This is a genomic window from Cobetia sp. MM1IDA2H-1 (genome assembly GCF_002916775.2).
Classification (GTDB): domain Bacteria; phylum Pseudomonadota; class Gammaproteobacteria; order Pseudomonadales; family Halomonadaceae; genus Cobetia; species Cobetia marina.
In genome coordinates this window covers 1,484,137-1,510,639 of record NZ_CM133225.1, presented here as the reverse complement: position 1 = coordinate 1,510,639, position 26,503 = coordinate 1,484,137, and the positions used below count along the sequence as shown (strand labels likewise).

20 protein-coding genes and 1 pseudogene are annotated in these 26,503 nt (G+C 51.8%); 6 read left to right on the top strand and 15 right to left on the bottom strand.

Annotation, left to right across the window (positions count from 1 at the left end):
* Window position 1: 1 nt before the first annotated feature.
* Complete coding sequence (locus BOH68_RS06465) at window positions 2-436, bottom strand: copper resistance protein NlpE N-terminal domain-containing protein (RefSeq protein WP_170877445.1); 435 nt, start codon at window positions 434-436, stop codon at window positions 2-4.
* A 649-nt stretch (window positions 437-1,085) separates the two neighbouring features.
* On the opposite strand from BOH68_RS06465, the gene BOH68_RS06460 reads away from it, so the two are divergent.
* Window positions 1,086-1,939, top strand: a protein-coding gene (locus BOH68_RS06460) for an IS5 family transposase (protein WP_456821148.1) whose coding sequence is annotated in 2 segments (ribosomal slippage) — window positions 1,086-1,440 and window positions 1,440-1,939 — 855 coding nt in all. Because the reading frame shifts where the segments join, the coding sequence is not laid out codon by codon here.
* Between the two features lie 377 nt (window positions 1,940-2,316).
* Here BOH68_RS06460 and BOH68_RS06455 read toward each other — a convergent pair.
* Both BOH68_RS06455 and BOH68_RS06450 read right to left on the bottom strand, forming a co-directional pair.
* The gene (locus BOH68_RS06455; protein ID WP_077380232.1) at window positions 2,317-3,180 is read right to left on the bottom strand and encodes a tetratricopeptide repeat protein; all 864 of its coding nucleotides are present in this window, start codon (window positions 3,178-3,180) and stop codon (window positions 2,317-2,319) included.
* 111 nt (window positions 3,181-3,291) lie between these two features.
* Entirely contained in the window at window positions 3,292-3,981 is a 690-nt protein-coding gene (locus BOH68_RS06450; protein ID WP_139345499.1) for a tetratricopeptide repeat protein, read from the bottom strand.
* 158 nt (window positions 3,982-4,139) lie between these two features.
* Here BOH68_RS06450 and BOH68_RS06445 point away from each other — a divergent pair, with 158 nt between their 5' ends.
* Complete coding sequence (locus BOH68_RS06445) at window positions 4,140-5,129, top strand: IS481 family transposase (protein WP_456821157.1); 990 nt, start codon at window positions 4,140-4,142, stop codon at window positions 5,127-5,129.
* 445 nt (window positions 5,130-5,574) lie between these two features.
* Here BOH68_RS06445 and BOH68_RS06440 read toward each other — a convergent pair.
* The 11 genes and pseudogenes from BOH68_RS06440 to BOH68_RS06390 all read right to left on the bottom strand — a co-directional run bounded on the left by BOH68_RS06440 (window position 5,575) and on the right by BOH68_RS06390 (window position 18,710).
* Window positions 5,575-6,428 (bottom strand): IS5 family transposase gene (locus tag BOH68_RS06440; protein WP_456821148.1). Its coding sequence is split into 2 segments (ribosomal slippage): window positions 5,575-6,074 and window positions 6,074-6,428, totalling 855 coding nucleotides; the frame shifts between segments, so codons are not numbered across the junction.
* Between the two features lie 7 nt (window positions 6,429-6,435).
* Window positions 6,436-6,759, bottom strand: coding sequence for a tetratricopeptide repeat protein (locus tag BOH68_RS06435; protein ID WP_374700422.1), 324 nt, complete (start codon window positions 6,757-6,759; stop codon window positions 6,436-6,438).
* The gene (locus tag BOH68_RS06430) at window positions 6,719-7,168 is read right to left on the bottom strand and encodes a tetratricopeptide repeat protein (protein WP_139345482.1); all 450 of its coding nucleotides are present in this window, start codon (window positions 7,166-7,168) and stop codon (window positions 6,719-6,721) included. The genes BOH68_RS06435 and BOH68_RS06430 overlap by 41 nt, the downstream gene beginning before the upstream one ends.
* Window positions 7,169-7,271: 103 nt before the next feature.
* A pseudogene (locus BOH68_RS06425) lies at window positions 7,272-7,488 on the bottom strand (IS481 family transposase); the annotation flags it as partial.
* Window positions 7,489-7,854: 366 nt separating this feature from the next.
* Window positions 7,855-8,708 (bottom strand): IS5 family transposase gene (locus tag BOH68_RS06420; RefSeq protein WP_456821148.1). Its coding sequence is split into 2 segments (ribosomal slippage): window positions 7,855-8,354 and window positions 8,354-8,708, totalling 855 coding nucleotides; the frame shifts between segments, so codons are not numbered across the junction.
* A 60-nt stretch (window positions 8,709-8,768) separates the two neighbouring features.
* Window positions 8,769-9,647, bottom strand: a complete 879-nt coding sequence (locus tag BOH68_RS06415; RefSeq protein ID WP_139345423.1) for a tetratricopeptide repeat protein — start codon at window positions 9,645-9,647, stop codon at window positions 8,769-8,771.
* A gap of 183 nt (window positions 9,648-9,830) precedes the next feature.
* Window positions 9,831-10,694 carry a tetratricopeptide repeat protein gene (locus BOH68_RS06410; protein WP_077373040.1) on the bottom strand — a complete coding sequence of 288 codons (864 nt, stop codon included), beginning with the start codon at window positions 10,692-10,694 and terminating at the stop codon, window positions 9,831-9,833.
* A 113-nt stretch (window positions 10,695-10,807) separates the two neighbouring features.
* Window positions 10,808-11,668: a tetratricopeptide repeat protein gene (locus BOH68_RS06405; RefSeq protein ID WP_083730704.1), complete on the bottom strand. Its 861-nt coding sequence runs from the start codon at window positions 11,666-11,668 to the stop codon at window positions 10,808-10,810.
* A complete protein-coding gene (locus BOH68_RS06400; protein WP_139345422.1) occupies window positions 11,668-15,204 on the bottom strand; it encodes a T6SS effector BTH_I2691 family protein in 3,537 nt (1,178 codons plus the stop codon). Before BOH68_RS06400 ends, BOH68_RS06405 begins: the two co-directional genes overlap by 1 nt.
* A 4-nt stretch (window positions 15,205-15,208) precedes the next feature.
* Complete coding sequence (locus BOH68_RS06395; RefSeq protein WP_170877361.1) at window positions 15,209-16,102, bottom strand: DUF4123 domain-containing protein; 894 nt, start codon at window positions 16,100-16,102, stop codon at window positions 15,209-15,211.
* 1 nt (window position 16,103) lies between these two features.
* Window positions 16,104-18,710 carry a type VI secretion system Vgr family protein gene (locus BOH68_RS06390; RefSeq protein WP_077373031.1) on the bottom strand — a complete coding sequence of 869 codons (2,607 nt, stop codon included), beginning with the start codon at window positions 18,708-18,710 and terminating at the stop codon, window positions 16,104-16,106.
* A 635-nt stretch (window positions 18,711-19,345) separates the two neighbouring features.
* Between BOH68_RS06390 and aldA the strand changes: the two genes are divergently transcribed.
* The 4 genes from aldA to BOH68_RS06370 all read left to right on the top strand — a co-directional run bounded on the left by aldA (window position 19,346) and on the right by BOH68_RS06370 (window position 24,752).
* A complete protein-coding gene (gene aldA / locus BOH68_RS06385; protein ID WP_077373028.1) occupies window positions 19,346-20,770 on the top strand; it encodes an aldehyde dehydrogenase in 1,425 nt (474 codons plus the stop codon).
* Between the two features lie 172 nt (window positions 20,771-20,942).
* Window positions 20,943-22,178 (top strand): mandelate racemase/muconate lactonizing enzyme family protein, encoded by a 1,236-nt coding sequence (locus tag BOH68_RS06380; RefSeq protein WP_077373025.1) that lies wholly within the window; start codon window positions 20,943-20,945, stop codon window positions 22,176-22,178.
* Window positions 22,178-23,812 carry a GMC family oxidoreductase gene (locus BOH68_RS06375; protein WP_258038181.1) on the top strand — a complete coding sequence of 545 codons (1,635 nt, stop codon included), beginning with the start codon at window positions 22,178-22,180 and terminating at the stop codon, window positions 23,810-23,812. Before BOH68_RS06380 ends, BOH68_RS06375 begins: the two co-directional genes overlap by 1 nt.
* A 181-nt stretch (window positions 23,813-23,993) precedes the next feature.
* On the top strand, window positions 23,994-24,752 hold the full coding sequence (locus BOH68_RS06370; protein ID WP_077373021.1) for an IclR family transcriptional regulator: 759 nt from the start codon (window positions 23,994-23,996) through the stop codon (window positions 24,750-24,752).
* Window positions 24,753-25,033: 281 nt separating this feature from the next.
* Here BOH68_RS06370 and BOH68_RS06365 read toward each other — a convergent pair whose 3' ends face one another.
* On the bottom strand, window positions 25,034-26,467 hold the full coding sequence (locus BOH68_RS06365) for an aldehyde dehydrogenase family protein (protein WP_077373018.1): 1,434 nt from the start codon (window positions 26,465-26,467) through the stop codon (window positions 25,034-25,036).
* Window positions 26,468-26,503: the final 36 nt, after the last annotated feature.

Sequence of the window (26,503 nt, the reverse complement as noted above, 5' to 3'; positions counted from 1 at the left end):
CTCAGCCAAGCGGCTCGGCACGGGTGAACTGGTAATCGCTGTCAGTGTCCTGCTGCCCCATCAACTCCAGGGTGTCGCCGCCCTCTTCCATCTTGAGCATCAGCGGCGCATCCCGCTCCAGACGCAGATAGGTAGTGCTGTCAGAGGTCTCGGCCTCGAAGTCGCCCCACTGCGTAGTCACGAAATCGCCCCCGATGGCATCGACGTGAGCTTCCTGCAGGAAGAACGCCGTGGGCTTGCCACTCTCGGAATCGCGATGCAGGGTCAGGTCCGCGCGGATGAGGCGACAATCCTGGCAGGGAAGCGTGCCGACGAAACGCTCGATCGGCGGCGGCGTGTAGTCGGCAGGACCTGTGTCTGGCGCAGAGCTGCAACCGCTCAGCAGCAGGAGCCCCACCACCAATGACCGGACAATGGCAATAAAAGGAGTCTTCAAGGTTTCACCGCCTGGTAAGGACATGCCGCCATTTCTTGACATCAATCTGCTTCCCTGTCAGATAAATCAAGACAACGTCTTGCCACCACTACCCTCTGATTGACGTGCTCGATACCGTAAATAGGTGACATCTTGCGGCGGGCATACGGAAGGAAAAGCGTTGACGATACATAGAAGGTAAATCTGTATATTTGTTCTAGCGCAGACGCGAATATGGAAACATATTGCAGGTAGAGATTCCAGCAAGAAAAGCAACACAAGTATCGTTTAAATAACGATTAACACTATGCCCGCCACGCCACAGAGCGGACGGTTCCATCTTTCATGGTGTCGCAATCATCTGACAGGCAGGCCTGCTGTACCTACCCTGGAGCGATAGTAAGGACTCAATCCTGCCCCACCACTCCCGACTCGCCACCACCTGGTACGCAGGTGGGGAAAACACCATCAGAACAATGACATGCTGCCATATACCATACTGGAACAAAAGTGTTACAAAAATACCGAGATTGGGTAACACAAATATGACAAGACAGTCGCCAATCACGCGACGACATTTCTTCTGAGACTCTTGATCAGCTTAAACTAGGTTTTGTACGAAAAGTCGTTTTTGCTAATGTGACCCATGCACATCCAGCATAGGTGCGGTATGACAGGACGCTACGAAATCTCTGATAGCCAATGGCAGTTGATCGAAGACATTGTCTCACCGGCTCAATCGATGGGCAGGCCCAGGAAAGACGACAGGCAGATGCTGAACGGTATCTTTTGGGCCCTCTGCTCTGGCGCCAAGTGGCGCGACCTTCCCGAACGATATGGCCCTTGGAGTACTGTCTACGCCAGGTTCCGACAATGGCGTGATGACGGTACCTTTGAGGCGGTCTTGTCGCGGCTTCAGCTTCGGCTTCGTGAAGATGGCCTGATGGATCTCGAGACCTGGATGATCGACTCAACCGCCGTTCGTGCAACGCGCGCCTCCGCTGGTGGAGGCAAAAAGGGGGATTTGAAGAACCCTTAGACCATGCGTTGGGCCGGAGTCGTGGGGGCATCACGACCAAAATCCATATGATCTGTGATCGTCTTGGCTGGCCCATCGCTTTCACACTATCGGGAGGCCAAGAGTCGGATACCCGGTACTTCATGCCCACCCTGGAAAAAGTTCACCTACCGGGGAGTCTCGGTCGGCCACGAAAACGTTGCCGCTACATCGTGGCAGACAAGGGCTATGACAGTGATGAGCTGCGCCGTTACTGCGACCGCGTTCGAATCAAGCCGATCATCGCTCAACGAAAGATGAAGCGGAAACCCCGGCCAGGTCTCCCACGCGGTTTCGATAAACCCATGTACCGTAAGCGGAATATCGTGGAGCGCTCTTTCAGTTGGCTGAAAGAGTTCCGTCGTATTGCGACGCGGTACGAGAAGTTGGCCCGTAGCTTTTATGCGATGGTATGTCTAGCTTGCATACGTCGCTGCCTACGAGCCGACTTTTCGTACAGAACCTAATATAATAAACACCCCCCCTCACTGTGTGAAATGACAGAATCATCACGTTGATGAAAACCCTCATTATTGACCAACGATGTCTTCTTTTCTCGCTTGCCACACTTCCTGACCTCTCAGTCATGCAGGCGACCATTGCGAAACTATGCAGCCTCTTCACGCTCACTCATGGCGACCAGCGCGAGCAGAACCGCAACCAACCTCTCTCGCCCATGCGCTAGCGAGTCACAGGCCACTCTGATCACCTTTCATGGCACTGCCTCCGCTTCGAAGGAGCTGCCCCTCGATCATCAGCCAGCATTGAAAGCCCCAAGCACGAAAAAGCCCGAGACCTGGAGGGGCTCGGGCTGTCTGTACAACACTGGAGTCAAGAGAGTCGACTAGCGATAGCTGCCGTCGGATTGATGCTGCAAGCCATAGTAGCTAGGCACGAATGTATTGTGCTCCTCTTGCCAAGCGCGTGACTGCTTGATGGCTTCCCGAATCTCAGCATCAGTCATATTTTTCGATACTCTGCTTTTGCCTTTTGAACCAGCGGTGCCACTTAGATCATAATATGTGTAGGCCTTAACCAAATTCTTCGCCACACCATAACCTTTTTCATAATATTCAGCAGTAAAGTAAAATACAACGCCTTTATTAGATGAGTACATTGACTCTAGTGCTTGTATTATCCAAAAAAAGGACTTTTCTGGATCCTCCAATACACCTTCACCATTTTTATATATACCCGAGAGATTCATAGCTGCTTCTTCATCGCCTTGTAAAGCAGCTTTCTGCAGCCATTCAGTAGCACACCCCATGTCTTCATCGTAGAGCTTATGCATTTTTTTACCCCAACAGGCCTTACCTAGTAAGCGTTGAGACATTAAGAACCCTTTTTTTGCGGATTCTTCTAAGTAGTATTTAGATTTCTGATAATCAATATTAGTGCCACTGCCATTGTAATATGCCTTAGCTAAAGCAGACCCAGCATCCCATACTTTTAGATCCCAAGCTTTATGATAGAGCTCCAATGCTCTTTCAGGATCTTTCTCTATATCGAATTTTTCGTTACCATTAGAGTAAAGCACGCCTAATATAAAATATAACTCGGGGCCACCATTGCGCTCTTCGACATCTTTTTTCTCCAACTTAGCATATGCATGATTCAGCTGTTTATCATCCGGATCATTAAAATACACCTTAGCTTGGCAAATACTAGGCAATATTATAAAAGCTAAAGCAAAGAAAAAGTTATTCAAATTAAAATCTCATCTATCGATAAATTAGTATTCAACCATTACTTAATGAAGATGCGTCTCCCATGCCCACGACTCGTACATGTAGCCTTGTGACTTTATTGACAAGTACGATTATCGATAGCTGCCATCAGACTGATGCTGCAGGCCATAGTAACTAGGCACGAACGTGTTGTGCTCTTCTTGCCATGTACGTGACTGCTTGATGGCTTCTTGAATTTCAACTTCAGTCATATCTTTCGCAATTCTGTTTTTTCCATCATTGCCAGCGGTTCCAGAGAGATCATAAAATTTATAGGATAATACTAAATCTTGCTCAGTGCCGTAACCATTCTCGTAAAATTCTGCAAGATCTAAAGTATAAGCCCCTGAACCACTACCATATTTGGAATTAAATGCTTTGTTAATCCAGTAAAATGATTTAACTGGGTCTTTTTTAAAATAAATACCTTTGCGATAAAATGCAGATATCATAGCAGCGGACTCAGCATCACCCGATGCTGCAGATTTTGAAAGCCAAAAAGCTGCTTTCTCATCATCGTTACTATATAATCGACCTAAAATTTCTTCTCTCCAATATGATTTCCCCAATAACTTTTGCGAAGGGATATAATTATTATTCGCAGTAGTGAGAAGCAGCTTCTTTGTTTTCATTAAATCTATATCTACGCAAACTCCAAAATAATACATTCTAGCCAAATCATATCCAGCATCATTGATGCCTTCTCTCCACATTTCTTTAAGAGTGCGCACCGATTTATCACAGTCTTTACTTATGCCAAAATTATTTTTTTTATCCGACAAGGCTAGAATCGAAACAATATAATTTTTCCTATCACCATCTGTACTACAATCAGGGGTGCATGCTAGATGTAGGGTGCCGGATGATCGGATTTCACAACGAAGCTATCCTTTGTTAGCCTCGCGTGAGCTCATCAAGCAATTTATTCAGGAAAGGCTTCATGGACATCAAGCTGCATAAGCAAGCGACGACGACACCGAAAATTCGTGCCGACATCCAAGCAGCTCCTGCCGGTATGACCAACAAAGATCTTGCTCGTCAGTTTGGGGTCAGCGTCTCAACTATCCAGCGCTGGCGTCATCGTGATGATGTCCTGGATCGTTCCCACACACGTCATAACCTACTGGCGACTCTGACCTCAGAGCAGGAAGAGATAGTCATCGCCGCTCGTGAGTTACTACGGCTGGGACTCGATGATCTACTTGTCGTTGCTCGTGAATTCCTGAACCCCAAACTGTCACGTTCCGCGCTTCAGCGCATGCTCAAACGGCGTGAAGTGCCAACTCTCGCCAAGCTGGCACGTCGAGACGCGGAAGGCGTCGAGAAGCCTAAGCATCGGCCTTTCAAGGATTATGAGCCCGGGTATGTGCACATAGATATCAAACATCTGCCCCAAATGCCTGACGAAGATCACAAGCGTTATCTCTACGTCGCGATTGATCGTGCCACTCGGTGGGTGTATCTGGAGGTCAGATCAAGTCAATCTGCAAAGGATGCCCGGGCGTTCATGAAGCGTGTGGAAGAGGAGGCTCCCTTCACGATTCGAACCGTGCTCACGGACAATGGTAAATCCTTTACCGATCGCTTCACCGTGGGCGGCGAGCGTAAGCCCAGTGGGCATCATCTTTTCGATCAGGAATGTCAGAACCATGGCATTGAGCATCGACTGATCAAGCCAGGCAGACCCCAAACGAACGGAATGGTGGAGCGCTTCAATGGGCGTATCTGCGATGTGCTGGCGACTCGGCGCTATGACTCAAGTGAGGATTTAGAACAGACTCTCGAGCGGTATTGCTGGTTATACAACCACCATATTCCTCAGAAGGCACTACACCACAGGGCACCTGTTGCAGCAATGAAGGAGTGGCAGGCCGAACGACCGGAGCTGTTTACCCAGACTGTAATCAATCAGGCGGAACCCGACAGCTAGATCTTTTTCCTCATATAAGTTAAGTAAAGAATTTAAATCATCTCGGTTTGGATCTTGAAAAAGTGACTTAGCAGAAACTAATGATGGGATAAACAATAATGCAAACATTAATACTCTACACATCTAGGCAACCTCTATTTTGTTATATCTTGAAAAGCAACCATTCTAGCATATTAAGCTCAAATTGCCATACGGCCAAGCTTAAGTGCAAATAAACTCAAGACTACTACTTACGTAATGTCCAATTTATATAATTAGCGATAACTGGCATCAGCCTGATACTGAAGATCATAGTAACTAGGCACAAAAGTTTTATTGTTTTCTTGCCATTCACGAGAAGCAATGATTGCATTTTTAATGTCGTGGTCTGTTAACTTTTTCCTCAGTCTTGCTTTTCCTTCAGAGCCCGCAGACCCACTGAGGTCATAATATGTATAAGCTTTTACTAGGTTCTGTACGAAAAGTCGGCTCGTAGGCAGCGACGTATGCAAGCTAGACATACCATCGCATAAAAGCTACGGGCCAACTTCTCGTACCGCGTCGCAATACGACGGAACTCTTTCAGCCAACTGAAAGAGCGCTCCACGATATTCCGCTTACGGTACATGGGTTTATCGAAACCGCGTGGGAGACCTGGCCGGGGTTTCCGCTTCATCTTTCGTTGAGCGATGATCGGCTTGATTCGAACGCGGTCGCAGTAACGGCGCAGCTCATCACTGTCATAGCCCTTGTCTGCCACGATGTAGCGGCAACGTTTTCGTGGCCGACCGAGACTCCCCGGTAGGTGAACTTTTTCCAGGGTGGGCATGAAGTACCGGGTATCCGACTCTTGGCCTCCCGATAGTGTGAAAGCGATGGGCCAGCCAAGACGATCACAGATCATATGGATTTTGGTCGTGATGCCCCCACGACTCCGGCCCAACGCATGGTCTAAGGGTTCTTCAAATCCCCCTTTTTGCCTCCACCAGCGGAGGCGCGCGTTGCACGAACGGCGGTTGAGTCGATCATCCAGGTCTCGAGATCCATCAGGCCATCTTCACGAAGCCGAAGCTGAAGCCGCGACAAGACCGCCTCAAAGGTACCGTCATCACGCCATTGTCGGAACCTGGCGTAGACAGTACTCCAAGGGCCATATCGTTCGGGAAGGTCGCGCCACTTGGCGCCAGAGCAGAGGGCCCAAAAGATACCGTTCAGCATCTGCCTGTCGTCTTTCCTGGGCCTGCCCATCGATTGAGCCGGTGAGACAATGTCTTCGATCAACTGCCATTGGCTATCAGAGATTTCGTAGCGTCCTGTCATACCGCACCTATGCTGGATGTGCATGGGTCACATTAGCAAAAACGACTTTTCGTACAAAACCTAGATTTACTTCTGTTCCATATCCAGATTCATAGTATGAAGCTAGTTTGAGAAAACCGACACCTTTAACTCTAGAATACTTAGCGAATGCAGATCGCTTTTGCCAACAAAAAGATTTTTTTGGATCAACCTGAACTCCTACACCTTCTCGATAGAAATATGAGACATTACCAGCTGATTCTTCATCGCCATAAGCCCCCGCTTTTTCAAGCCAATATAGAGCTTTTTTATCATTTTCTTCGACAAGACCATCTAGGGTCTTCCCCCCAATATGCTTGCCCTAATTTTTTCTGGGCTAATCCATAACCTGACTCTGCACCTCTTTTAAAATATTGTAACGCGAGATCATAGTCTTTCGCCACGCAGTCACCTCGGTAATACTGAACTGCCAAAGCATAAGTGGCATCATAAACATTATTAAGCGATAGATTCTTCAGTATACTTATTGATTCTTTACAATTTCTCTCTAACCCTAGGTCACTTCTGCCATTCAATAATGCTATAGCATAAACGTACCTATCTTTTTCCTCAGAGCTATTTTTAAATTCAGCAACATCTTCATTTGTTAACTCATGATATATTCTATTAAGTTCGTCGCCAGTGGTATCGGGGAAAATGATTTTTGCTACCGCAATATTTGGTAAAAACATCAACAACATAACAAAAGAACTACATTTCATTAATTACATCCTTGAAAAGGGAGTTAAGTATTATGATACAGCCAGCTTGTTATCAGGTCCACTAATTCACTACGGACCGAATAAATAAATCCAGCCGCTCGGGTTACCATTCCTTCATCGCTACGATTGGCTCCTTTAGCTATAAAACTTTTCAAGGGACATGGTGATTGTGCAACCAGCAATAGTGCTCAAGCGTCGACCCCAAGTCCTCACCTGAGTCGTAGAACCGAACTGCCAGCACATCATTGTCGTGCCCTTAAAATGCTCCCCATTCCGTTCGTCTGAGGTCTGCCTAGCTTGATCAATCGATACTCAATTCCACTTCTGATCGAAAGGAGGCGGATTGATAATTCCCCTATTATTGATCAGCAATGTCTCCTCCTTTCGCGTGCCGCACTTCCTGACCTCTCAGTCATGCAGGCGACCATTGCGCAACCATGCAGCCTCTTCATGCTCACTCATGGCGACCAGCGCCAGCAGAACTGCAGCCAACCTCTTTCGTCCACGACCTAGCGAGTCACAGGCCATCCTGATCGCCTTACTCTGCTACAGACTCATGGCTCTCCCTCCCCATCGTCGGAACTGGTTCACGATCATCAGCCAGCATTGAAAGCCTCAAGCACGAAAAAGCCCGAGACCTGGAGGGGCTCGGGCTGTCTGCACAACGCTGGGGTGGACTTAGTCTACTAGGTTCTGTACGAAAAGTCGGCTCGTAGGCAGCGACGTATGCAAGCTAGACATACCATCGCATAAAAGCTACGGGCCAACTTCTCGTACCGCGTCGCAATACGACGGAACTCTTTCAGCCAACTGAAAGAGCGCTCCACGATATTCCGCTTACGGTACATGGGTTTATCGAAACCGCGTGGGAGACCTGGCCGGGGTTTCCGCTTCATCTTTCGTTGAGCGATGATCGGCTTGATTCGAACGCGGTCGCAGTAACGGCGCAGCTCATCACTGTCATAGCCCTTGTCTGCCACGATGTAGCGGCAACGTTTTCGTGGCCGACCGAGACTCCCCGGTAGGTGAACTTTTTCCAGGGTGGGCATGAAGTACCGGGTATCCGACTCTTGGCCTCCCGATAGTGTGAAAGCGATGGGCCAGCCAAGACGATCACAGATCATATGGATTTTGGTCGTGATGCCCCCACGACTCCGGCCCAACGCATGGTCTAAGGGTTCTTCAAATCCCCCTTTTTGCCTCCACCAGCGGAGGCGCGCGTTGCACGAACGGCGGTTGAGTCGATCATCCAGGTCTCGAGATCCATCAGGCCATCTTCACGAAGCCGAAGCTGAAGCCGCGACAAGACCGCCTCAAAGGTACCGTCATCACGCCATTGTCGGAACCTGGCGTAGACAGTACTCCAAGGGCCATATCGTTCGGGAAGGTCGCGCCACTTGGCGCCAGAGCAGAGGGCCCAAAAGATACCGTTCAGCATCTGCCTGTCGTCTTTCCTGGGCCTGCCCATCGATTGAGCCGGTGAGACAATGTCTTCGATCAACTGCCATTGGCTATCAGAGATTTCGTAGCGTCCTGTCATACCGCACCTATGCTGGATGTGCATGGGTCACATTAGCAAAAACGACTTTTCGTACAAAACCTAGTGGTAGCTGCCGTCGGATTGATGCTCAAGACCGTAATAGCTCGGAACGAAGGTATTGTGCTCTTCTTGCCAAGCACGAGACTGCTTGATGGCTTGTTGGATTTCGGCGTCACTCATGTATTCTGAAATTCTTTGTTTATCATCATTACCAGCCGTACCGGACAAGTCATAATACTTATAGGATTTAATGTAATTTTTATCAACTCCATACCCTTTTTCATAATAGCTTGCGAGACGGATACTATTACCACCAATTCCTCCACCATACTTAGAGCTAAAAGCCCGCTTAGCCCAAAGAAAAGATTTTTGTGGATCTTTAGCGTATACGATACCTTCCCGATAATAGACTGAAATAATTGCGGCTGACTCAGCATCACCAGCTTGAGCGGACTTCATTAGCCAGAATGCTGCTTCCTCAGTATTCTTGTCATATAATTTAGACTGAATTTCTTTTCGCCAATAAGACTTACCGAGGAGTTTTTGCGCTGGTACATAATCACTGCCTGCTGAAGCAGCTAGTAATTGTTTTGACTTTTCTAGATCGACATCCACACAGACCCCATGATAGTACATTCTTGACAACTCATAACCAGCATCATTGACACCATGATCCCAAAGATCACTCAACGTATTAAAAGCGAACGTACAGTCTTTATCAACACCAAGTTCATTATAACCATCAGACAGGCTTAATACTGCTTTTACATAGCCTTTTTTATTATTATCTTCAACACAACCTGGCACACAGCTTATATCATTTGATGAGTAAGTACTTAGTAATCTGTTAAAGTCTGCCCCCCTAGGATCTTGGAATAGAGAAGTGGCATAAGAATAGTTCGAAACTAGAAGTATTAGGAAAGTAAAAATGCGCATCATGTTACCTCGCTCAAACACTCATATCACAATTATTAAATTAAACCGTATCCCCTAAAGACATTATGTTTTAAAAGATAATTTCTAGCTTTAGCCAGTCAATAATAATTTCACTTTAGCCATACATGATAGCTCGAGACTGGATTAGTCTCGAGCTACATCTTGCGACTGTGTCATCAAATATAACTAACGGTAGCTGCCATCAAATTGATGCTGAAGGCCATTATAACTAGGCACGAATATATTGTGCTCTTCTTGCCAAGCACGCGACTGTTGAATAGCTTCTTCGATCTCAGCGTCAGTCATATCTTTCGCAATTCTATTTTTTTCTTTTACACCAGCTGTACCTAATAGATCGTAATATTTGTAAGCCAAAACAAGATCTTTCGTAGTGCCTATTCCTTTTTCATAAAAAGGAGCCAAATCTCCCAAATTGATCATTTGAACCCCTTTAAATTTTGCGTCAACGGATCTTTTAGCCCATAGGAATGATTTATCTTCCTGACCTTGTGACAAATAAAACTTAGACAAGGAGGATGCAGATTGTCCATAGCCTCTTTCCGCAACTTTTAACAACCAGTGCTCAGCTTTATCCAAATCTTTATCAACTATATTTGGGAATGTAATAGACTTCCCCCAATAAGCAATACCTAAACTTGTCTGAGACTTCGAGTAGCCTTGCGTAGCTGACTCAATTAAGAAATATTTTGCTTTTTCAATATTTTCATGAACACCAATGCCATTATAATAGAATTGCGCTAATGCGTAACCCGCATCAGCCACATTGCCTTCCCACGCCTGATTCATAAACTTTGCAGACTTAGTCTTATCCACCTCTATATCTTGTTTTGCGTACCCCTGCGCATATAGCAACCCCAACAAATAACTTTCTACAGGCTTAATAGTCGAACCAGCTTCCTTTAAAACATCAAAGTCTAACGCTTCGACTTCATTCTGTATATTATCCTCATTGGGATTATCGAAGTATACTTTAGCATCAACGTGGCTTATATTCATGAATATAGTAAAAAATATAACTAAAAATTTCATAGTGAGTACTCATCGATACTTAATATATTGAGTAAAGATTAATCTGCTGACTGAAAAGCCCGAGACCTGGAGGGGCTCGGGCTGTCTGCATACATCGGGGTCAAGAGAGTCGACTAGCGGTAGCTGCCATCAGATTGATGCTCAAGCCCGTAATAACTAGGAACAAACGTGTTATGCTCTTCTTGCCACGCACGAGACTGCTTGATGGCTTCTTGGATCTCACCTTCAGTCATATTTTTTACTACTCTATTTTTTCCATCGACACCAGCAGTTCCGCTAAGATCATAATATTTATACGATTTAATTAGATCAACATTAGTACCATATCCTAGTTCGTAATAAGAGGCGAGAGTAGAAAAACCAATTCCTTCCGACTCTGTGTACTTAGCTTTAGTTGAGGCTTTCATCCAATAAAAGGCCTTGCTTGGATTCTCTTCGACGCCAATACCGTCTCTATAAATATATGAAAGATTCCCAGCTGATTGTCTATCCCCAGACTTAGCTGCTAAAGATAACCAGTATATAGATTTACTCATATCGACTGGAACCAGATCTTCCCATTGTCGCCCCCAATAGGCTCTCCCCAACGCACGCTGAGACAACAGGTATCCATCTTTAGCTGAAGTCAAATAGTATTTTAAAGATAAATCCCTGTTTTCTTTTACACAATATCCATTATAATAAATAGAACCCAAGACATAATCAGCATCAGAAACCCCATCAGCACTAGCCATCTTTAATAATTCTACACCTTTACCACAATTTTTTTCTATATTAAACCCTTTATCGCCATTGATCGTTAGCAAACCCAAATAATATTTTTTTTCTTCACTCGATCCAACGTTTTTAATTTCTTTTTCAGTATATTTATTAATTTTTTGCGACAATACTTTTCCTGTAGGCTCTTGTACTAAAACTAGAGCAAAAGCATTATTGCTAGAAACTAGTGTTAATATAAGGACTAAAATCTTCATTATTCTACCTCTAAATAAAAGAAATCACTTAGCAATTTTTCAGAACCATCAGTAGCAATCTTTATACTTAGTTCATAGCTCCTACCTAAAGAAAATTTTGATACATCTTTCTCCCATGAAAATACTAGCTTATTATCTTTTTCTATAATATTTACATCATTATTTTGAGAAAATCCTAATTTAGTGTGCTGCGGCTCTGAAATGTTACTCAATAATCCTTCTCTAGATGTTTTATTCGCGTCGTCATTTGTCCAGTTCCAGCTTAAAACTGAATCAGAACTTTGCTTTGCAATTAAATTAACATTCATAGATTTACAAACATCTCGAGGGACTTCGATGTTAATTGCAAGATTGCTATGCATTTCATCAAAATGTAACTGTCTTTCATATTCATCATAATCTTTATCTATTAATGCTCTTGCCATTTTAACGCTTTGTGTATCTGAGCTGCTAGAAGTAAACTCCACAAGTATACCACTAAACACTAATTCAAGAGAGCTTTGTTCTGATTCGATATCGTCAAAGGGTAAAACCTGGGATATATGCCGGCCAATGATGCTTCTATCAACCCAAGCTTGTACTGATGGCGCAACAATACTGATAAACTGGTAAGCAATATATAAAGTCAATATACCTAAGGCAACACCAATTGCCATACCAACTACTGCACCAGCCATCATAACAGCTGCAATAGTCACTAGGCCGTTAACTAATGATGCACCACTCATAGCTAAGCTGTAAGTTGAAGAAGTTGAGTGTCCCTTTTTAGTAGCATCTAAGGATTCACCAAACTTTGATGCAGCATCGAGTAGAGATGCACCTGCGCCTATCAAGCCAACACCTTTACCTGTTATTTTCCAAAATACATTAGTGTCTGTTGCAAAACTGACCCATCCTACCTTTTGTGCGCCTTCTAATATGGCTGTAACACTACTACCTACACTGGAAGCTGCACCTAAGAATTTGGCAAAGTACTCATCATTATTCTTTAGGACTAAGTCATCCCACTTTGCATTAAAGGTAGTAGCTGAAATTACAACAAGTACGAATACATTAGCTAAGCGACCACTGCCACCATGCTTTGAAATTTCTTCACTGCTGAAAGTCGTACTTATTGCTCTCAGCATGTCGTATTTCTGAGAAGTTCGATCTGAGTCAGTTTCTTTTTTATCTTTAAACCTATAAGTCGACTCTTCCCCTTCAGTGTTTTGTATATCTACTAACGCAGCTGGAGCCGGCAGTGCGACATTTATATAACTATCCATATCAGCAGGCGGGGCTACAAAATTCCCTATATTTCCCTGCATATTTTTCAATGCTTGAGATTTATCTATGTCACTATTATCGCCACCATCTATTTTTGAAACTACTTCTTTAAGCCAATTTTGATAGTCAGAGAACTTTACATCAATCGTTTGAATTAAGGGAAATTGAAAGTTATCGTCTAGAGCATACGGACTCGCCATATAAACTGCTTGGTTATAGCATAGGAATTTTTTTATATTTAGTGATCGCTCTTGTTGCAAATCCTCTTCACCATTGTATTTAGCAACATGGCTGTAGATTTTCAACGAAGAGAATGAGGTACCTATCATAGTTGACATGATAGCACTCGCTGCTTCAATTTTTATAGCTAGTCCAGCATTATCTTCATTAAACATCGAGAGACTTGAAGTTTCACGAAGAGCTTTAAATGCTTCTGCCCACTTGCGAAGCATTACAGCATCCAAATAGCTTTCTTCAGAGAGGCTATCAACCTGTTTTAAGGCCTTACAAACCAACTCTTTGTTATTAAAAAATAGCCCTAACATTAAGAGAGAGTCTTCACTTGAAAAGTCGTCAGCCAAGTATTTCCATAAACTTACGCTAGCAGGCGACAGCATACCACCGTGCAACGAGTTAAATATATTCTTGCAAACTTCTAAACCCACACAAAAATCACTTTGGCTGTTACGCATGACTGCCGAAATCAAGTGATCTTGTACCCATAATGAATAATCACTGTCCTGCACCATGAGCAACTTGTCACACATATAAGTATGCGTTGCATACTCCTCCTCAAAAGACTTCAGTGAGCTAGCATCATACTGCTTCTTTAGCTCCTCCAAGTGCCTTTCTGATGGCGTCTTAAAAATACTATTTTCTTTATCATTTCGTTTCAAAACCTTAAACCCAGGATTTTGAGACATCACTTCATTGCTATTACTATCCACATTCGTGGTTTTTTCTGATTTATTATTGTTATATTCGATGAGCTCCTGATCTCGTTGAGATCTTGCACTTAAGATTTCTTTGTCTAGCGCCTGAACATTTAAATAAATCTCGTTGTTACGTGCATCAATATTGTTGTTTTTCGCCCGAGTATATTCTTTGCGATTATTCCCTGCATCTAGATAATCTTCTCGCTTTTTTTTCGCTTTTTTAAGTGGTGCTTCGATCTCAGATTTTTGACTGGCATCATACGAACGCTCAAAATTCTTCTGAAATGCATCAATTGCTTGTTTACAAAGAAGTTTGCGACGTCGCTCCTCACCTAATCTCTTAGAAGATTCATCTTCACCTGGATGAAAAAAGTCTTCTACCGCAGCAAGCGCCTGGTGACGATAAGCGTTGAGCTCCTGGATAATGCCTATTTCGTCATTGACCGCGAGGATCAAGCCTCTGCCCTCGTAGTCCGTCGAGGCATATCTGAGACGCTCGCTCATCGTCTGCTTCATTTCTTCAGGGCTATAGAGATCACGCTTCGGTCCACTGGACCAGAATTGCTCATCCAGCCCTGCTGCGCCGGGACTATATTCAGCGACCTGATCCAGCTCTTCCAAGCTGAAAGCATGATCTTGTGCCACCCCTGCTTTCCAGTCAGGAACATTGAATTTTTGCAGATACTTGTCACACCAGGAATCACCGCTGAGAATCCTGGATTTCACTTCATCCAGAAACCCTTCAGGCCATGCATGTTCCGTATAGGCATAATACACATCACCGCTCTTGTCAGGAGTCGTGATAGTGACCAGAGAGGCTTGTAGGGATTCATTCTTGACGCGTGTGACTTTTTCTTCATCACTCTCGCCATCCCTATTGGCCGACTCGAGCGTACACGGCATCGCCATCTTGTCCAGAGATGGAGGCTGCTTGACGGGGAACTGGTAATATTTTCCATCAGCGGTGATCGCAAATGCAGACCAATACATGCCATCAGGGTTGTCTTTATCGAACAAGTAAAGATAACCGCTGCGCAATTGGCGAAGGATATATTTATTGACCTGACTGGAGGTGCTATGGGCTATCTCTTCCTTGACCTCAGAGGGAACCACGCGCGTGGTGCGCTTACCGTTCTCAAGTGTCTGGTCAAGCTTTATATCAGTAAAAGCCTTCACCCTGTCTTCTGACAATTCAGGGATTTGCTGATTGGCATCATTACGTTGGCAGACAGCATATCGAACAGGCAGTATCGGAAAGCCAGTGCGCTTGCAGAAACGACATTCGCCATTCACGACACTCAAAGCGACATGCTGATTAACTATTTGACCTGACATGAGGTTATACCTTTTCCCTGCTTTCCATGATCTTGTCCCAATCGGCGCTCTCAAGCTTGCTGGTCAAGCTGATATAGCTGTGAGTGCTGCGTGAATCAGGTGTCGCTCGGGCGCTCAGTAACTGGCGCATGATCGGGTGCTGATAGAACATCGGATATGTGACCATCCCGTGGAGCACGAATACCGAGATATCCTGTCGCTCTTCCAGACCACACTCCACTGCGGCGACCAGTAACGCATCGACGGTTGCGGCATCCGCAGAACCTACCTTGCTCTCTTCCGGCAGCGTGCGATATAGCTCCAGACAATGATTCAGCATCCCTATCCGTCTAATGGCAGACCACTGCGGCAATGTCAGGTTCAATCTCCCGAGGTGACGCTGCTCACTGTGTGGTGCAATGCTCTGCAGTGCGTGGGCGTTATCCAGGTAGATCCACTGATCGATAGGCCCCAGCAATGCCGATAGCTGCTCACGGTCAAGAATGGCCTCGAGGCGCTCCAATACCCGCGGATCATGAAAACGTAGCAGCGCCTTCTTGCCTTCCGGGGTCATCTGCTCAAGTTGGCGCTGGAAATATGACACCACGCTGGAGAGCGGCTGGGCTGTAATGACCCAGCCACCGAACGCGACCGGAGTCGTGAGGCTTGCAGAGCGTTGCTGCCTCTCCTTCTCCAACTCTTTGCCCAAGTGCGTTTCTGGCGGCACCAGTTGTAGATAGAGTTTCTGCGATGGCGTCTGGGCATAGAAGCCGTTGCGCACAAGCCCTGCAGATTTCTGGTCCTTCGCACTCAATGCGCGCTGCGGCGTATTGCACGGATCTACCACGCGATACAGGCGTGACTCGGTAGCCGCTTGTCTTGCCACCTGCAGAAATTCAGTCTCATCCAGCATGGCCATATCAGGACTCCACCACACCGTCGCCATTGGCGGCAGCGCTTTGTCCTTTACTCGGACACAGCAAGTCTTCGCCTTCCGGCAATTCCGTCATCGCGGCATTCAGACTCGTCGGCCCACCGAAGCTGTGCTGCGCACCTTTGACATCAATCTTGCCCGGCGCGTGGAGCTCGATATTGCCGTCCTTGAGGCGGACGTAGGCACCACCACAGGTGAGCAGAATCTCCTTGGCGGCGTTGATATCGATGTCGTTCTCGGTGGAGGTGATGGTGACGTCCTTTTCCGCCGTCAGGTCCATCGCATCGCTTTGCGCCTGAACTTCGACCTTGCCCTTGCCGGCAAACAGCTTGATGCCGGAGCGCTGCACGAACAGCGAGAACTTCTCAACCACGGCGCCTACCAGACTGCGCCCGGTAGCCAGGTTGATGTCTTCGCCACTGGTGACGCTGAGCGAGCGGCCCTGTGCCAAATGCGTCGATTCCGGCGTACTGGTGGCGATGCCGGCGGGCGATGTGAGATGCAGCCAGGGTGCATTCAGGCGCGCCGCCTGCCCTCGCCCGCCATTGGTAGCGCTTTGGGCTGAACTACCGTCAAAGCGGCTACCGCTGTCATCGGCGCCATAGGTGCCTTGGGTATCGTCGCTGGCCTGCTTGATCTGCGTACGCGCCGCAAGCGCCTCGGCGTTGTGGCTGGTGGCGCTGTCGCTGAGTGTATTGGCCAGCTGATAGGCGCTGGCGAGCTGCTGTTGCGCAGGAGAGAGATCCAGCTGTTCGCCACTGGCCGCGATCTGGCCCCAGCTACTCAGCATCAGGCCGCTGTTGGCGCGGACCGCCCCATAGCCGTCCGAGCGCAGCTCGAATCCGGTGCCGCGGAAGCTGCCGCGTGTGTTGCCCTGCTGGTGGATCAGATAACCGAGGTTGAGCTGGGATTTCTCGTGCTCCGAATTCAGGCGCACGCGCTCCTGATCCGTCGCGTCATCGAACACCAGCTCGTTGTACTTGTTGCCGCGGTAAGTCTTGCTCTTGAGGCCGGAGAGCAGACCGTTGGAGTGCCATTGCGGGGTCTGGTCGCCGTTGTAGACCCGCCCGGTGATCAGCGGCCGATCCACGTCGCCTTCGAGGAAATCGACGATGACTTCCTGGCCGATACGCGGCACGAACACACTGCCCCAGCCAGCGCCGGCGTTGGGTTGCGCGACACGCAGCCAGCAGCTGGCATCGGCGGCGCCCTTCTCGCTGCGGTCCCAGTGGAACTGCACACGCACGCGGTTGAGCGAATCGGTGTGGATCTCTTCGTTCTCGGGCCCGACGACAATCGCGGTCTGCGGGCCACCGAGGTTGGGGCGCGGATGATCGAGAGACGGACGATACGGCTGACTGAGGCGCTGGGATTCGAAGTCGATCAGATACTGGCCGGTGCCGACATCGACGTAGTCTTCGTGAGCACTTTCATTGAGGCCATGCGCCTGGCGCGCCTCGGCCATGCGCGCCTGCAGGCTGCCCGGCAGCGCCTTGAGGTGCGCAGAGACTGGCAGCGCATTCTCGGCGCAGACGGTTAGGCCCAGCACGAGGAATTCGCGCTCGCTGGAGTCGCCGTCTTCATGGCGGGCGTGCTGGCTGAGCTCGAACCAGCGGCCGACCTTCAACTGGCGGGTGCCCCCGGCGCCGTAGAAGCGCTTGGCGCGCGATTCATGCGCCTCGAGGCGATTGACGGTCAGGCGTTCGCCGCGCGAGTGGTCATCAAAGTAGTACTCGCCGGGGTAGTCGTAGACTTCCTGCTCGCTGAGGTTGCCCTGATCGCTGCGCGTGTCCTGGCCGGAACGTTTTTCCAGGCCCGGCTGCTTGTAATCAAACGTCCCGAGACTGACACGCGTTGGCTGCTGCTGACGACGGCCGCTCCACTGGGTGATGGAGTCTTCCAGCTCAGTGGCATCCTGGCGATGAAAGCGAATCACCTGCGGCTCGACGGGTGCGCAGGTCGCGACATCATCGGTGATGACGAGGCGGTGGCCATTGAAGTCGCTGTCGTCAGAGGCGTGTTCGAAGTAGTAGAACAGCCCTTCCTGCTCCATCAGGCGATTCACGAACTGGAAGTCGCTCTCGCGATATTGGACGCAGTAGCTGCGCGCCGGATACTCCCGGCGCAGATCCAGCCGCCAGCCGCCCTGGGCTTCGCCCTGCGCGATGGCGTGATTCGAGAACACCGACTCGATGACCTCGACGGCGGTGAGGTCCTGGAAGATGCGGCTATCACGCCCCAGTTTGAGCATCGAAAGCCACGGCACCAGCGTCAGCTGGTAATAGAAGACGCCGCCGTCCTCACCGAGCAGTGCGGCGGACTCGACCAGTCCCGAGAGCTTGCGGTAGCTGCCATCGGCCTGACGCACCGAGAGCGCCGCCGGCTGCGCCATCAGGGTCTTGAGTTCGATATCGCCGTTCTGGGAGATGCAGTCGAGGGTGTAGGCAAAGGGACGCGACATGCGCTCTTCCCCTACAAGACGATGCGGGATGAAATCAGCACCGCTCATCTCAAGCGTGAGCAGGCGCTCGTTCTGGCTCAGTGAGACATCAAACGACGACAGCAAGGCGTCGAGTACCCATGAATCTGACATGTTCTGCATCCCTGGCAGTTATCGTAGACGATGCCCTGTTGTACAAGACCGTCCATGGCTCTCAATCAGGCTGCACAGCATATAGGAATGCACTGATTTAGTTAATGACTCAACAGAGTGAACACTTACGCTGAAAGCTCGTTAACGACTACGTGAAGCGCGGCATGACTGGCGAGAAAGGAGGTTATGTCATGATGGATTCGACACCAGAAATCGGTACAAGACTTGCCATCATTTCCGGTCAGACGCGTGGTCTGCTCTCTCTATCTGTTCTCCTCATCTGCTCCCTAGCTGCTCTCTCTATCTCCCGTCTCTCCTCTTCGCACTGCGCTCTTCGCTCTGTCCTCTCCCCTCTTCGCTCCGTCCCCTGCTATCTGCGGTCTGCCGCCTGCTAAGCCAGCGGGGCAGTCTGTGTGATAGCGCCCGACTCATGGTGTTATCTCGCGAATGGCGGAGCTGCCAACCACTGCGGACATCGATTGAATGCGCGGGATAATGTTCTCGGCGGCGAATATTCGCGACAAGAGACAAGCCATTAATTCCATATACAGAAATCTATTTCTACATGTGAAAAACTGTTTGACAGTCTTGGCATCACTTCATAGCCTGTAGGCCAAATTCAGGAGGAGTGATGCATGCGCAGCGACAAGAACTTCATCAACAACGATTTCGTCGCCTCATCCCAGGGCGAGATGATTTCGGTCTACAACCCGGCCACTGAAGCACTGGTAGGTCAGGTGCAGGCAGCAACCACTGACGAAGCGCTTGAAGCGGTGAGCATTGCGGCCAAGGCTCAGAAGGACTGGCGTGCCAAGACCAGCACCGAGCGGGCCGGCTACATGCACAAGCTTGCCGAGGCGCTGATGGCGCGCAAGGATACCATCGGCCAGGCATTGGCAGATGAGTCCGGCAAGAGCCTGGAAGACGCCACCAATGAAGCCGTCTACGCCGCCGACATCACGCGCTACCACGCCGAGTGGGCACGTCGTATCGAGGGCGAGATCGTCCCCAGCGACACTCCCAATGAAAGCCTGCTGCTGCAGCGTGAGCCCATCGGCGTCGTGGCCTGCCTGATTCCGTTCAACTACCCGGTGTTCACCCTGCTGCGCAAGATCGCCCCGGCGCTGATCACCGGCAATGCCGTGGTCGTGCGTCCGAGCAACAACACCCCGACCTCCGCCTTCGAGATCGCCAAGGCGATTCAGGATGCCGGCATTCCGGCAGGCATCGTCAACATCCTGGCGATGGACCACGGCACCGCAGAAGCCGTCTGCACGCACCCCAAGGTGGGCATGATCACCCTGACCGGTAGCGTCGGCGCCGGTCGCAAGGTGCTGGAATATTCCCAGGTCAACATCGCCAAGTCCTCGCTGGAGCTGGGCGGAAAGTCACCGGCCATCGTCGAGCCGGATGCCAACCTGGCCAAGGCAGCGGCACAGATCGCGGCCTCTACCCTCACCAACTGTGGCCAGCTGTGTACCGCCATCGAGCGTGTCTATGTGCACGAATCCGTCTATGACGATTTCGTCGCCCAGCTGAAGCAGCAGATGGAAGGCGTCAAGTTCGGCAACCGCCTGGAAGATGCCAGCCTGATGGGGCCGCTGATCAACGAGAATTCACGCCTCAACATCCATCAGATGGTGGAACGCGCCATCGATGACGGCGCCACTCTGGAAATCGGCGGCTATATCCCCGAAGGCAAGGGTCACTTCTACCCGCCGACCCTGCTGACCGGTTGCCGTCAGGACATGGAGATCGTGCAGGAAGAGATCTTCGGCCCGGTACTGCCGGTGCTGACCTACAGCGATGTGGATGAAGCGCTGGCACTGGCCAATGACCACCAGTTCGGTCTGGCCTCCGTGGTCTTCACCGAGAACTATCGCACCGCCATGAAGGTCGCCAACAACATCGAAGCCGGCGAGCTCTACATCAACCGCACCCCGGCGGACCCCTACCAGGGCTACCACGCCGGCTGGAAGCGTTCTGGCCTGGGCGGCGATGATGGCAAGCACGGCATGCTCGACTACACCCAGACCCGTCTGGTCGTGATGAACTACTGATCACGCCATTCCGTCTTACCTGTCACGCCTTCGGGGAGCCCTCTCCCCGGAGGCGCTGAAGCCCTACCCCATTTCTTTCCGGAAGCGCGCTGTTGGCGTCGAATGTCTGCATGCCAGGCAGTGCGCTTCCACCATCTCCTGCTAGCCAGTGACCACTGAAAGGCCTGTCACCATGAAAGTTGTCAGTTGCGAGACACACATCGTCGCCACGCCGCCGCCCCACGTCGGCGGCATGTACTGGATCTTCGTTCAGCTACGTACCGCTTGCGGCATCGAAGGGGTCGGTGAAGTCTATGCCGCCACCTTCCACCCGGAAGTCATGAGCAAGGCGATCGCCGATGTCTTCTCGCGTTATCTGGAAGGCAAGAACCCGCATCATATTGAACGTCTGTACCGCGAAGCCTTCTCCAGTGGCTTCACCCAACGCCCTGACCTCACCATGATGGGTGTGCTCAGCGGTCTCGAGATGGCCTGCTGGGATATCGTCGGCAAGGCGGCCGGTCTGCCGGTGTATGAGCTGATCGGTGGCAAGGTCCACGACAAGCTGCGCTCCTACACCTACCTGTACCCCAAGGATGCACGCGGCAACTACGACTATGACAACGTCGAGCTGGCTGTCGAATGCGCACTGGAAAACCGCGAGAAGGGCTTCACCGCGCTGAAGTTCGATCCGGCCGGCCCCTACACCGCCTACTCCGGCCAGATGCTGTCTCTGGAAGGCATGGACAAGAGCGCCACCTTCTGCCGCCGCATCCGCGAAGCGGTCGGCAACAGCTGTGATCTGCTGTTCGGTACCCACGGTCAGATGACGCCGGCATCCGCCATTCGTCTCGCCAAGTATCTCGAGCCGTATGATCCACTGTGGCTGGAAGAGCCGGTGCCGCCGGGACAGAGCGAGGCCATGGCGCGTGTGGCAGACCACACCTCCATCCCGGTCGCGACCGGTGAGCGCCTGACCACCAAGTACGAATTCCACGATGTGCTCAAGAACAACGCGGCCTCCATCCTGCAGATGAACCTGGGGCGCGTCGGCGGCATTCTGGAAGGCAAGAAGATCGCGGCGCTGGCAGAAGTCTATTACGCCCAGATCGCCCCGCATCTCTACAACGGCCCGGTCGGCGCCGCGGCCAGCATCCAGCTGGCGACCGCCACGCCCAACTTCCTGATCCAGGAAAGCATCGGTACCTGGGATGGCTTCCACGCCGATGTGCTCAAGGAGAAGATCGAGTGGCGTGATGGCTACATCATCCCCTCCACCAAGCCGGGCCTGGGGGTTGAGCTGGACATGGACGTGGTCAAGGCCAATTCGCCTTACACCGGCCGAACCCTGCACTTGAGCATGGACCCGCGTCCGTATGACGTGAAGGAACAGTCCAGCACCGACTGGAAGCGCAAGCCGGAGGCGTAATGCCGATGCAATACGATTTCATCATTGTCGGTGCCGGGTCGGCGGGGTGCATCCTCGCCAACCGGCTCAGCGCCAGCGGACGCCACAGCGTGTTGCTGCTGGAGGCCGGCGGCAAGGACACCTCGCCCTGGATCAAGGTGCCGGTCGGGTTCGCCAAGACCTACTACAACCCGACCTACAACTACATGTATTACAGCAAGGAAGAAGCCGCGATGGGGGGGCGCAAGATCTATACCCCCCGCGGCAAGGTGCAGGGTGGCTCCGGCTCCATCAATGCGATGATCTATGTCCGGGGCCAGGCCTCGGACTTCGATGACTGGGCGCGCGCCGGCAACGACGGCTGGTCCTATCGCGAGGTACTGCCCTACTTCAAGCGTCTTGAATGCCACCCGGATGGCGACACCGAGTATCGCTCCGGCCAGGGGCCGATCGGCATCACGCCGCTGAAACATGGCGCACACCCGATCTGCCAGTCGTGGCTGGAAGGGGCCCGCGAGCTGGGTTACACGCTCAATGATGATTTCAATGGCGAACACTTCGAGGGGGCTGGCATCTATGAGGCCAACATCCGCAAGGGACAGCGGGATTCCAGCAATACCGCCTACCTGAAGCCGGCGCTGTCACGCGACAACCTCACGCTCAAGCATATCTGTCGGGTGGAGCGCGTGACGCTGGAAGAGACGCCCGATGGCGGCAAGCGTGCCACGGGTGTTACCTACCGGCTTGATGACGAAGTCATCGAGGTGACGGCGCGTCGCGAAGTCATTCTCTGCGCCGGCGCCGTGGACTCCCCGAAGCTGCTGCAGCTTTCGGGGATCGGCGGGCGTGAGGCGCTGGCGACGCATGGTATCGAGACACAGGTAGACCTGCCGGCCGTCGGTCAGAATCTGCAGGACCACCTGTGCGCCAGCTACTACTACCGCGCCAATCGCACCACGCTGAACGATGACTTCGCGTCCTTCTGGGGCCAGGCAAAGGCAGGGCTGCAGTATCTGATCAACCGCAGCGGGCCGCTGGGCATGAGCGTGAATCAGGCCGGAGGATTCTTCCGGGGCAGCGAGGCGGAGTCAGAGCCGAACATCCAGCTCTACTTCAACCCGATGTCCTACCAGATTCCCAACGACCCGAGAGCCAAGCTGACACCGGAGCCGTATTCCGGCTTCCTGCTGGCCTTCAATTCCTGCCGACCGACCAGCCGTGGCAGCATTTCACTGTCCTCGGCAGACCCGGCAGACCCGGCAACGATCTGTCCCAACTACCTCAGTACCCAGAAGGACATCGATGAGGTGATTCAGGGCAGTCGTCTGGTGCGCAATCTGATGGGCGCGCCCGCTCTCCAGGCCATCACCGAGTGCGAGGTCGCCCCGGCCGAGACGGTGCAGGATGAGGACAGCATGCTTGCGTATTTCCGCTCCCAGGGTGGCTCCATCTATCACTTGTGCGGTTCCTGCACGATGGGGCCGGACAAGGCCACCGCCGTGGTCGACAGTCAGTTGAAGGTGCATGGCGTGTCAGGACTGCGCGTGATCGACGCTGCCATCTTCCCCAACATCACCTCCGGCAATCTGAATGCGCCGGTGATGATGGTGGCGGAAAAAGGCGCGGATCTGGTGCTGGCCGACCACGCAGACTGACCCGGCGGATAGCCGCCAACCCCACGAACGGCTCATGGGTCTGGTACCCTATGGGCCGTTCCCCTTTCCACGGATGGGCGATGCAGCCCGAGGCATCGCCCCATCCGTCGTCACAGTGTCACAGCCTTTGGCCAGAAACCGCCTGTGACCGAGATTCGCGTTTCGGAGTGACCCCGCGTTCATGAATCACGAGAAGACCAAAGCCCCTGCCGTCGACCACAGTGTCATGATTCTGGATCTGCTTGCGGCAGCCTCCTACCCGCTGACGCTCTCGGAAATCTGTGAGTCCACCGGCATCTCGCCCGCTACCGGTCACCGCGTGATCAACTCCCTGCTGTACCATCAGCTGGTCGCTCACGATCCCGGTCGCAAGAAGTCCTACTGCATCGGCTCGCGCATCTTCCAGATCTCCTCGACGATCTACAACAAGCAGAGCCTGATCCCGGTCTTCTACCCCATCGCGGAGATTCTCAAGAACGAGATTCACCGCTCGATCTTTCTGTGCATCCCCATCGGGGATCAGGTGGTGGTGATCTCGAAGGTCGATGCCTCCGGCAGTGGCAGCTACAACCTCTATATCGGCAAGACCATGACCCAGCACGCCTGCGCCGCCGGCAAGGCGATTCTCGCCATGCGCCCCGAGAGCTCGCGTCAGCTGTACCTGGAGGCTGCCACGCGTATCACGCCCGAACTGGCCGAACGCCGTGACGAGATGGATGCCGAACTTGAGCGTGCGCAACGCCTCGGGTATGCCGTGTCCAGTGGCGATGCCGAGGGACAATTGAGCTGTATCGCCGCGCCTGTACTGAACATGCGCAATGAGCCCATCGCCGCCATCAGCGCCGTCATCAGCCAGGACTGGCTAAATCCGCAGCAGGCACGCGCCTACTCCAAGCATCTGGTCCAGGCGGCGCGCCAGCTGTCCTCGCGCATCATCTGAGGCCGAAAACGTTGCCTGGCGAGCCCGTCATGCTGCACCGCACAAAGTCTTGCCACTATATATAGGTATTTTCAGCGCCCAGCGATCTGACAGACGTTATCGATGTTGCTCTGATAGCGAAACGCGGCTGCGACAGCCGACAAGCACCTTGAGGGCGCCTTTTGTCGATGGCGCGAATGGTCGATGGCGCGAATGCAAGATACCCGTGATTCACGGGCCACTCTGGCCTCACGAATCACGGGTATCTTGCGTGGCATCACGGCGGCGCGGCCCGCCTTCTGTCAGGAGATGGCCGGCGCCCCGAGCAGTGCCTTGACCTCGACATATTCCGCCAGGCCTTCGTCACCCCATTCACGGCCATTGCCGGAACGCTTGTAGCCACCGAAGGGGGCATCGAAGGAGAACTCCGCCCCTTGCAGATAGCATTGCCCTGCCTGCATGCAGCGGGCGATGGGCAATGCTGCCTCGGCGTCACGCGCATAGACCGCAGATGACAGGCCATAGACGCTGTCATTGGCGATGGCGATCCCCTGCTTCACATCGTCGTAAGGCAGGATGCACAGCACCGGGCCGAAGATCTCCTCACGGGCGATCTCCATTTCATTGCTGACATTGGTGAAGATGGTCGGACGCACATAGCAGCCCTTCTCGAGCCCTTCGGGCGGCTCGACGCCACCGAGCGCCAGCTCGACACCGTCATCGATGGCACGCTGCACCAGATGCAGGACACGTTCGCGCTGACGCTCGGAGACCAGCGGCCCCATGGTGGTCGCCGGGTCGTTCGGGTCACCCACCACCTGCTCATTGGCGATCTCGACTGCCAGGCGGGTCGCCTCTTCCAGTCGCGAACGCGGCACCAGCAAGCGAGTGAAGGCGTCGCAGGTCTGGCCGGTGTTGGCCATGATGTTCTCGACATTCAAGCGCACGGCCGCGGCCAAGTCGGCATCTTCGGTCACCAGCAGCGGCGACTTGCCGCCCAGTTCCTGACAGACCCGCTTGACGGTGGGCGCGGCACTCTCGGCGACCTTGCTTCCGGCAATAGTGGAGCCAGTGAAGGACACCATATCCACTTGCGGATGGCCGGACATCACCGGACCGATCTCGCTACCCTCGCCCGTCACCACATTGAAGACACCTGCAGGCAGACCGACCTTCTCGAAGATCTCGGCCATGATGAAGTCCTGCAGCGGGGTCTGCTCTGCCGGCTTGGCGATCACGGTGCAGCCTGCCGCCAGCGCCGGGGCCAGCTTGCCGATCAACTGATGCAGCGGATAGTTCCACGGATTGATCAGCGAGCAGACGCCGATGGGCTCGCGCATCAGCGTCACATCGCCCTTGCGCTCGTCCTCTTCCATCTGGAAGGCGCGTTCGGCGTAGTACCGCATTCCCTCGATGGGGCCTTCCACGTGCAGCGCGCCGGCCAGTTGTACCGGGCAACCCATGGTGAGCACCTGGACGTCGCGCAGCTCATCGAAGCGACGCTGCATCTCATCCGCTGCCGCCATCAGGATATCGTGGCGTTCCTGCGCGGATGTCGTGGACCAGGCAGGCAGCGCCTGACGTGCTGCCATGATGGCAGCCTCCACATCCTGCTCACCGGCGCGCGGCACACTGGCGCACAGCTCGCCGGTGGCCGGATTGATGACCTCCATGCGCTCGCGCCCGAAGGGTGCCTGCCAGTGGCCATTGATGTAGAAGTTGTCGTGATGTTGCATGCCAGACCTCTCGTTGCTGGTGGGAGATAACACTCT

Coding starts and splice junctions, on each gene's coding strand:
- BOH68_RS06445 (WP_456821157.1), top strand. CDS start 4,140: ATGGACATCAAGCTGCATAAGCAAGCGACGACGACACCGAAAATTCGT.
- BOH68_RS06430 (WP_139345482.1), bottom strand. CDS start 7,168: ATGAAATGTAGTTCTTTTGTTATGTTGTTGATGTTTTTACCAAATATT.
- BOH68_RS06415 (WP_139345423.1), bottom strand. CDS start 9,647: ATGATGCGCATTTTTACTTTCCTAATACTTCTAGTTTCGAACTATTCT.
- BOH68_RS06410 (WP_077373040.1), bottom strand. CDS start 10,694: ATGAAATTTTTAGTTATATTTTTTACTATATTCATGAATATAAGCCAC.
- BOH68_RS06405 (WP_083730704.1), bottom strand. CDS start 11,668: ATGAAGATTTTAGTCCTTATATTAACACTAGTTTCTAGCAATAATGCT.
- BOH68_RS06400 (WP_139345422.1), bottom strand. CDS start 15,204: ATGTCAGGTCAAATAGTTAATCAGCATGTCGCTTTGAGTGTCGTGAAT.
- BOH68_RS06395 (WP_170877361.1), bottom strand. CDS start 16,102: ATGGCCATGCTGGATGAGACTGAATTTCTGCAGGTGGCAAGACAAGCG.
- BOH68_RS06390 (WP_077373031.1), bottom strand. CDS start 18,710: ATGTCAGATTCATGGGTACTCGACGCCTTGCTGTCGTCGTTTGATGTC.
- aldA (WP_077373028.1), top strand. CDS start 19,346: ATGCGCAGCGACAAGAACTTCATCAACAACGATTTCGTCGCCTCATCC.
- BOH68_RS06380 (WP_077373025.1), top strand. CDS start 20,943: ATGAAAGTTGTCAGTTGCGAGACACACATCGTCGCCACGCCGCCGCCC.
- BOH68_RS06375 (WP_258038181.1), top strand. CDS start 22,178: ATGCCGATGCAATACGATTTCATCATTGTCGGTGCCGGGTCGGCGGGG.
- BOH68_RS06370 (WP_077373021.1), top strand. CDS start 23,994: ATGAATCACGAGAAGACCAAAGCCCCTGCCGTCGACCACAGTGTCATG.
- BOH68_RS06365 (WP_077373018.1), bottom strand. CDS start 26,467: ATGCAACATCACGACAACTTCTACATCAATGGCCACTGGCAGGCACCC.